The following is a 7,320-nucleotide window of genomic DNA, read 5'->3' as shown; positions in this document are numbered from 1 at the left end:
CCTTCAGCGAGCCGAACCGCTTCTGCATGCGGGGCGCCACGACCACCGAGAAGAGCGCGAGCAGCACGCCCCAGGCGAAGAACACCGCACCCGATGTGTACGGGGTCATGTTCAGCACGAACGGCGTGAAGGCCAGCACGGTGAAGAACGTGTAGTTGTAGAAGAACGCCGAGACCGCCGCCGAGGCGAGCCCGCCGTGGCCGAGTGCCTTGACCGGGTCGAGCAGTGAGGTCTTGCGGGCGGGCTTCGGCTGCTCCTTCAGGAACGCCGTGATGCACAGGAAGCCGACGGCCATCAGGAACGCGGTGCCGAAGAACGGGTAGCGCCAGCTGGCGTTCCCGAGCAGCGCGCCCAGCAGCGGACCGCACGCCATGCCGAGGCCGAGGGCCGACTCGTAGAGCAGGATCGCCGCCGCGCTGCCCCCGGCCGCCGCGCCGACGATGACCGCGAGCGCGGTGGAGACGAAGAGCGCGTTGCCCAGACCCCAGCCGGCCCGGAAGCCGACCAGTTCGCCGACGGACCCCGAGGTGCCGGAGAGCCCGGCGAAGACCACCACGAGGGCGAGCCCGAGCAGCAGGGTCCTGCGGCCGCCGATGCGGCTGGAGACGAAGCCGGTCACCAGCATCGCGAAGGCGGTGATCAGGAAGTACGAGGTGAAGAGCAGGGAGACCTGGCTGGGCGTGGCGTTCAGGCCCCGGGCGATGGAGGGCAGGATCGGGTCGACGAGTCCGATGCCCATGAAGGCGACGACGGAGGCGCCGGCCGTCGCCCAGACCGCTTTCGGCTGCCGCAGGATGCCGCCCGCTCCCTCGTCGAACGGGTCACCTCCGGCGGAGCCCCCTGTACTGCTGCGCATGCACGCGCTCCTTACGCATCTGGATCGTTCGCACGTCCGGGTCGTTGCTCTTTGCACACAATAGGTTAGGGAAGCTAATTGATGCAATATGCACCTAGTTTTTTCCGGGCCGCGTGTTCCGGCCGGACGAGTGATCGTCCTTGACGTGGCGCGGCCGGGGTAGGACCGTGGGGCCCTATGAGGGGCGAACCCAGTTGCCCGAAGTGCGGTGGCCGGGTCAGGGCTCCCGGACTCTTCAACGACTCCTGGCAGTGCGATGTGCACGGGGCGGTGTATCCGCTGCAGCCCGTGATCCCGCCCAGCGTCGAGACCCTCGGGGTCGTGGTGCGCCGCGCGCAGGTGCCGGTGTGGATGCCGTGGCCCCTGCCGGTCGGCTGGCTGTTCACGGGCGTGACCTACGCCGGGGACGACCGCAGCGGCGGCCGTGCCACGGCCGTGGCCTGCTCGGGGCCCGGTCCGCTCGGCGGCATGGGCGAGCTCATCCTGGTGGCCGAGGAGCTCGGCATCGGCCTCGGCGCGCGCTACGCCGGCATCGCCGGTCCGGACCCCGGTACGTACCTGGACGTCGAGAAGCCGCCCGACGCCAAGGTCCTGACCGGTGGCCGCCCCACCCCGCTGTGGCACGTCTCCGGCGTTCCGGACGACCGTGCCGTCTTCGCGGGCGAGGCGCTAGGGCTGTGGCTGTGGGCGGTGGTGTGGCCCGAGCAGTCCGGGCTGCTGATGTACGACGAACTGGTGCTGGCCGACCTGCGGGACGCGGGGGCGGAGCTGGAGCTGGTGCCGTGCGGGGCGCTGTCGCCGCGGCTGTTGCGGCCGTAGGGGACGAGGCGCGCGGAGGTCGGTACCGGGCCGTAGGGGACGGGCTGCGCGGGGGTGCGTGGGGGTCGGGGCCGGGTCGTAGGGGGCGCAGGGGCCGAGCGGGTGTGACAGGGCATCCCCGGACTCCCGTTATCCTTGGGTGTCCCCTTCCGTCCCGTCACCGCCTGGAGTCCGTGTCGTGCGCATCGATCTGCACACCCACTCCACCGCGTCCGACGGTACGGACACCCCGGCCGAGCTGGTGCTGGGCGCCGCCGCGGCCGGTCTGGACGTCGTCGCGCTGACCGACCACGACACCACCCGCGGACACGCCGAGGCGATCGCCGCGCTGCCCGGGGGGCTGACCCTCGTCACCGGGGCCGAGCTCTCCTGCCGTGCCGACGGCGTCAGCATGCACATGCTGGCCTATCTCTTCGACCCCGAGGAGCCCGCGCTGCTCGCCGAGCGGGAACTGGTCCGCGACGACCGGGTGCCGCGGGCCAGGGCGATGATCGCCAAGCTGAACGCGCTGGGCGTGCCGGTCACCTGGGACCAGGTCGCGCGGATCGCGGGCGACGGCTCGGTCGGACGGCCGCACGTCGCCTCGGCGCTGGTCGAGCTCGGCGTCGTACCGACCGTGAGCGACGCCTTCACCGGGGACTGGCTGGCCGACGGCGGCCGGGCCTGGGTGGAGAAGCACGAGACGGACCCGTTCGAGGCGATCCGGCTGGTCAAGGGCGCCGGCGGAGTCTGCGTCCTCGCCCATCCGGCCGCCGCCAAGCGGGGCCGTACGGTGCCGGAGTCCATGATCGCCGAGCTGGCCGCCGCCGGGCTCGACGGCCTCGAGGTCGACCACATGGACCACGACTCCGGCACCCGCGCGCGGCTGCGCGGACTGGCCGGGGAACTGGGGCTGCTGGTGACCGGCTCCAGCGATTACCACGGCAGCCGGAAGACCGTCTCGCTCGGCGAGTACACGACGGATCCCGAGGTGTACGGGGAGATCACGCGGCGGGCGACCGGGGCGTTCCCGGTGCCGGGGACCGGCGGGGCCTGAGCCCCGCCCTCCCGCACCTCACGTCAGTTCACTCTTCTTCGTTCTTCTTCACTCTTCTGCAAGGCCTGCTCACCGATGTTCGACGCTGCCGTTTTCGGCTCCCTCTTCCTCACCCTCTTCGTCATCATGGATCCCCCCGGGATCACCCCGATCTTCCTCGCGCTGACCGCCGGACGGCCCGCCAAGATGCAGAGGCGGATGGCCTTTCAGGCCGTGTGCGTGGCGGGCGGGGTCATCGCCGTGTTCGGCCTGCTCGGCCACGAGATCCTGGACTACCTGCACGTGTCCGTCCCGGCGCTGATGATCGCCGGCGGGCTGCTTCTGCTGCTGATCGCCCTCGACCTGCTCACCGGCAAGACGGACGAGCCCAAGCAGACCAAGGACGTCAACGTCGCGCTGGTCCCGCTGGGCATGCCGCTGCTGGCCGGGCCCGGTGCGATCGTGTCGGTCATCCTCGCCGTGCAGAAGGCCGACAGCGTGGCCGGTCAGGTCTCGGTGTGGACGGCCATCCTCGCCATCCACATCGTGCTGTGGCTGGTGATGCGCTACTCGCTGCTGGTCATCCGGGTCATCAAGGACGGCGGCGTGGTGCTGGTCACCCGGCTGGCGGGCATGATGCTCTCCGCGATCGCCGTGCAGCAGGTCATCAACGGCGTCACCCAGGTGATCCAGGGCGCCTGAGAGCGGGCCCGCCGTGGTGGGGGCCGTTATGAGACCGGGGTCTCGGCCGGGCGGATCCACAGCCTCTGGCCGATCGCGGCGGCCTGCTGAACGATCCCGTTGACGGAGGCGGCGTCCACGACGGTGCTGTCCACCGCGGTGCCGTCGGTCTCGTCAAGTCGCATGATCTCGAAGCGCATGGGCTTCTCCCTTCGTCTGGTCATCCTCCTGAGGAGAATTGCTCGATGAGGGCACACGGGCGGCAGTGCTCCGTGTTCCCTACGGGTACAACGAGCTGAGCGGTACAAACATTCCCTACGCTAAAGAAAATTTTTAAGTGACTAATCAATGACCGGCAAGAGAGTGTCGGTCGACCGAATGGGACCGGTTGTGTTCGCAGTGTGACCGCCGGGACAATGGGGGAGATGAACGACGACCTCGGGGCGCTGTCCGCCCGCATCGACCGCACGAACGAGCTGCTGGAGCGCATGCTCGCCGAGGTGGCGAAGACGCCCTCGACCCACGCGATCTTCGTCGACGCCGGGTACCTCTACGCGGCGGCGGGGCGGCTGGTGGCCGGGACGGAGGACCGCAGGGCCTTCGACCTGGACGCCGAGGGGCTGATCGACGCGCTCATCGACCGGGCCCGCACCGTCTTCGCCGACAGCCGGCTGCTGCGCGTCTACTGGTACGACGGCGCCAGGCGCCGTATACACACCGCCGAGCAGCAGTCGATCGCCGAGCTGCCGGACGTCAAGGTCCGCCTGGGCAACCTCAACGCCAACAACCAGCAGAAGGGCGTCGACTCCCTCATCCGGACGGACCTGGAGTCACTGGCCCGGCACCGCGCCATCAGCGACGCGGCCCTGCTCGGCGGCGACGAGGACCTGGTGTCGGCGGTGGAGGCGGCCCAGGGCTACGGCGCCCGGGTCCACCTGTGGGGCGTCGAGGCCCCCGAGGGCCGCAACCAGGCCGAGCCGCTGCTCTGGGAGGTCGACAGCCAGCGCACGCTCGACCTCGACTTCTTCAAGCCGTACGTCTCCCGGCGCACCACGCCCGCGTACGACCCCGCCACGACGGTCCGTCCGACCCGTGAGAACGTGCGCTTCGTGGGCGCCCAGATCGCCGCGAAGTGGCTCGTGGAGCGCGGCCGCGAAACCGTCGGGGAACTGCTGCCCGGTCACCCCTATCTGCCGGGCTCGGTGGACCAGGACCTGCTGGTCGAGGCCGAGAACATCCTCCAGTACTCCCTGCGCGGCCAGGCGGACCTGCGGCGCGTGCTGCGGGACGGCTTCTGGGAGCACCTGCAGACGCAGTTCTAGCCGTACCGCCCCGTGCGGACGGCTACCACTCCGTGCGGACGGCGTCCCAGAAGTCGGCGAGGGCGCGGGCCGTGTCGAGCGGCCGGTCGCAGTTGGGGGAGTGCTCGGCGCCCTCGACGACCGTGCGCCGGGCGGCGAGCCGTACGGCCATGTCGTCCAGGAGCGACACCGGCCAGGTGTCGTCCAGCGCCCCCGACAGCACGTGGAACGGCATCGGCACGGTGGCGAGTTCGACGACGCGGTCCGGCTCGACGCACAACTGGCGTCCGGTGGCGAGGAGTTGCGCGGGCTTGTTGGCCAGCCAACGGCGGCGCAGGTCCTCGTGGCCGTCGAGGCCCGCGACGAGTTCGGCGCCGGTGACGGTCTCCTCGGGCGTTCCCGGCGCGGGCGTTTCCATGGCCCGGACGGACTCCCACACCTCGGCCATCGTCATCACGCCGAGCGCGTCGTGCAGCAGCTTCACACGCTGCTGCTGCGAGGCGGAGATCCGCGCCGGGCCGGAGGCCATCAGGGTGAGCGAGAGGAAGGGGGAGTGGTCGAGCAGCACGGCCGCGCGGGCGATCTGGCCGCCGAGGGAGTGCCCGAGCAGATGCAGGGGGGTGCCGAGCGCCTCCACCTGCGCGAGGACGTCCCGGGCGAGTTCGGCCTGGGCGTACGCGGACTCGTCGTCCACGGGCCCGTCCGACTCGAACTGCCCGCGCCCGTCGACGGCCACCGTCCGGTATCCGCGCGCCGCGAGCGGCTCGTGCAGCGGGTTGAAGTCCTCCTTGCTCCCGGTGAACCCCGGCAGCAGCAGGACGGTGCCCCGCGGCTCGGCACCGTCCGCGACGGGCGCGTCGACCACGGCGAACTCACCGCGCGCGGTACGCAACCGGTACACACGTGCTCCGGGCGGCGGGACGAACGTAGGAGGCCTGCTCATGCGCCGAGGCTATCGGGAAGGGGGCGTGGGGGCGTACGCCGACGGCCCGGCCCCACCGGGTGGGTGGGACCGGGCCGTCGGATCTGCCAGGTCTGCGAGGTCTGGCCGGGTCGTACGGTGCTGGACCGCCGGACTCCGCCGGATCAGGCCTCCGCGGACTCCGCGACGGCGGCGGCCGTCACCTCGGCGGTCTTGCGGGTGCGGCGGCGCGGCTTGGTTTCCGGCTCATCGCTGGCCTGCGCGGGAATCCCGGCAGTGACGGTCTCCGCGGCGGCCTTGCGCGTACGGCGCCGGGGCTTGGCCTCGGCCTCCTCGGGAGCCTCGGCGACGGCAACCGCCTTGCGGGTGCGGCGGGGCTTGGCCTCGGCAACTTCAGCGGTGGTTGTCGTCTTCCGGGTGCGGCGGCGCGGCTTGGCCTCGGTGTCCTCGGCGGTGTCGACCACCGCCACGGCGGCCTCCGCGTCGACCACCGCCTCGGCGGCCTTGCGGGTGCGGCGGCGCGGCTTGGTCTCGGCCGGCTCGGCAGTGGTCCCGACGGCGTCCGTCGCGGTGTCGGCCGCTTCGGCGGTCTTGCGGGTGCGGCGGCGCGGCTTGGTCTCGGCCGTGTCCGGTGCCGCCTCGGCGGGTGCCTCGGTGGGTTCCGGCGTTTCCGGGATGGCCGTGGGCCCGGTCTCCGCCGACTTGCGGGTGCGGCGGCGCGGCTTCGCGGAGGGCTCCGTGGCGTCGGGGGCCGGGCCCTCGGCCGTGGTCACCGCGGCTTCTGCGGCTTCCGTGGGCTCCGCGGTCGCCACCGGCTGTGCCGACACGCCACCGCGCGTGCGGCGCCGGCGCCGCGGCGTACGGGTGACGGCGGTCTCTTCCATGGCGCCGGGCTCGGCCGGTGCGGTGCCCTCGGCCGACGCCGGGTCCAGCGTCACACCGCCACGCATACGGCGCCGGCGCCGCGGCGTACGCGCCGGGCGCTCGTCGCGATCGGCGCGGTCGGCGCCGCGCGCCTCGTCCCGGCCGCCCCGGCCACCGCGGCCGCGCCCGCGGCCGCCGGTCTCGCCGAGGTCCTCCAGCTCCTCCGCGTCCAGCCCCGCGCGGGTGCGCTCCGAGCGCGGCAGGACACCCTTCGTACCCTCGGGGATGTCCAGGTCCGAGAACAGGTGCGGGGAGGTGGAGTACGTCTCCACCGGATCGTTGAAGTCCAGCTCCAGCGCCTTGTTGATCAGCTGCCAGCGCGGGATGTCGTCCCAGTCGACGAACGTGATCGCCGTACCCGACGCGCCCGCGCGGCCCGTACGGCCGATGCGGTGCAGGTAGGTCTTCTCGTCCTCGGGCGACTGGTAGTTGATGACGTGCGTGACGCCCTCGACGTCGATGCCGCGCGCGGCGACGTCGGTGCAGACGAGCACGTCGACCTTGCCGTTGCGGAAGGCGCGCAGCGCCTGCTCACGGGCGCCCTGGCCGAGATCGCCGTGGACCGCGCCGGAGGCGAAGCCGCGGCGCTGCAGCTGCTCGGCGATGTCGGCCGCCGTGCGCTTGGTCCGGCAGAAGACCATCGCCAGTCCGCGGCCCTCGGCCTGCAGTATGCGGGCGACCACCTCCGGCTTGTCGAGCGAGTGCGCGCGGTAGACGAACTGCTTGATGTTCGCGACCGTCACGCCCTCGTCGTCCGGCGCGGTGGCGCGGATGTGCATGGGCTGCGACATGTAGCGGCGGG

8 protein-coding genes are annotated in these 7,320 nt (G+C 72.0%); 4 read left to right on the top strand and 4 right to left on the bottom strand.

All coding sequences use genetic code 11. The features are described 5' to 3' along the window. A partial coding sequence (locus RH94_RS09875) for an MFS transporter (RefSeq protein WP_234425660.1) occupies nt 1-856 on the bottom strand: 856 nt, incomplete at its 3' end. Nucleotides 857-1,033: 177 nt separating this feature from the next. On the opposite strand from RH94_RS09875, the gene RH94_RS09870 reads away from it, so the two are divergent. The 3 genes from RH94_RS09870 (at nt 1,034) to RH94_RS09860 (ending at nt 3,392) form a co-directional block, all read left to right on the top strand. Continuing rightward, entirely contained in the window at nt 1,034-1,675 is a 642-nt protein-coding gene (locus RH94_RS09870; protein WP_073947245.1) for a DUF6758 family protein, read from the top strand. Between the two features lie 178 nt (nt 1,676-1,853). After that, complete coding sequence (locus tag RH94_RS09865) at nt 1,854-2,711, top strand: PHP domain-containing protein (protein ID WP_073947244.1); 858 nt, start codon at nt 1,854-1,856, stop codon at nt 2,709-2,711. Nucleotides 2,712-2,786: 75 nt separating this feature from the next. Then, nucleotides 2,787-3,392 carry a MarC family protein gene (locus RH94_RS09860; protein ID WP_073947243.1) on the top strand — a complete coding sequence of 202 codons (606 nt, stop codon included), beginning with the start codon at nt 2,787-2,789 and terminating at the stop codon, nt 3,390-3,392. Nucleotides 3,393-3,418: 26 nt separating this feature from the next. Here the strand turns inward: RH94_RS09860 and RH94_RS41260 are convergent, their stop codons facing one another. Continuing rightward, complete coding sequence (locus tag RH94_RS41260; RefSeq protein WP_199880916.1) at nt 3,419-3,595, bottom strand: hypothetical protein; 177 nt, start codon at nt 3,593-3,595, stop codon at nt 3,419-3,421. 201 nt (nt 3,596-3,796) lie between these two features. Here RH94_RS41260 and RH94_RS09855 point away from each other — a divergent pair, with 201 nt between their 5' ends. Beyond that, nucleotides 3,797-4,693 (top strand): NYN domain-containing protein, encoded by an 897-nt coding sequence (locus tag RH94_RS09855; protein WP_073947242.1) that lies wholly within the window; start codon nt 3,797-3,799, stop codon nt 4,691-4,693. Between the two features lie 22 nt (nt 4,694-4,715). Here the strand turns inward: RH94_RS09855 and RH94_RS09850 are convergent, their stop codons facing one another. Next, nucleotides 4,716-5,615 carry an alpha/beta fold hydrolase gene (locus tag RH94_RS09850; protein WP_073947241.1) on the bottom strand — a complete coding sequence of 300 codons (900 nt, stop codon included), beginning with the start codon at nt 5,613-5,615 and terminating at the stop codon, nt 4,716-4,718. A 143-nt stretch (nt 5,616-5,758) separates the two neighbouring features. After that, a partial coding sequence (locus RH94_RS09845) for a helicase-related protein (RefSeq protein ID WP_234425659.1) occupies nt 5,759-7,320 on the bottom strand: 1,562 nt, incomplete at its 5' end.

It is taken from the genome of Streptomyces kebangsaanensis (assembly GCF_001906585.1).
In the GTDB taxonomy this organism is placed as follows: Bacteria; Actinomycetota; Actinomycetes; order Streptomycetales; family Streptomycetaceae; genus Streptomyces; species Streptomyces kebangsaanensis.
Note: the sequence above shows the minus strand (reverse complement) of the source record. Positions and strands in the feature narration are given on the sequence as shown.

Bases quoted from the DNA above. Each gene is read 5' to 3' on its own strand.
- RH94_RS09870 (WP_073947245.1), top strand. From the start codon at position 1,034: ATGAGGGGCGAACCCAGTTGCCCGAAGTGCGGTGGCCGGGTCAGGGCT.
- RH94_RS09860 (WP_073947243.1), top strand. From the start codon at position 2,787: ATGTTCGACGCTGCCGTTTTCGGCTCCCTCTTCCTCACCCTCTTCGTC.
- RH94_RS41260 (WP_199880916.1), bottom strand. From the start codon at position 3,595: ATGACCAGACGAAGGGAGAAGCCCATGCGCTTCGAGATCATGCGACTT.
- RH94_RS09855 (WP_073947242.1), top strand. From the start codon at position 3,797: ATGAACGACGACCTCGGGGCGCTGTCCGCCCGCATCGACCGCACGAAC.
- RH94_RS09850 (WP_073947241.1), bottom strand. From the start codon at position 5,615: ATGAGCAGGCCTCCTACGTTCGTCCCGCCGCCCGGAGCACGTGTGTAC.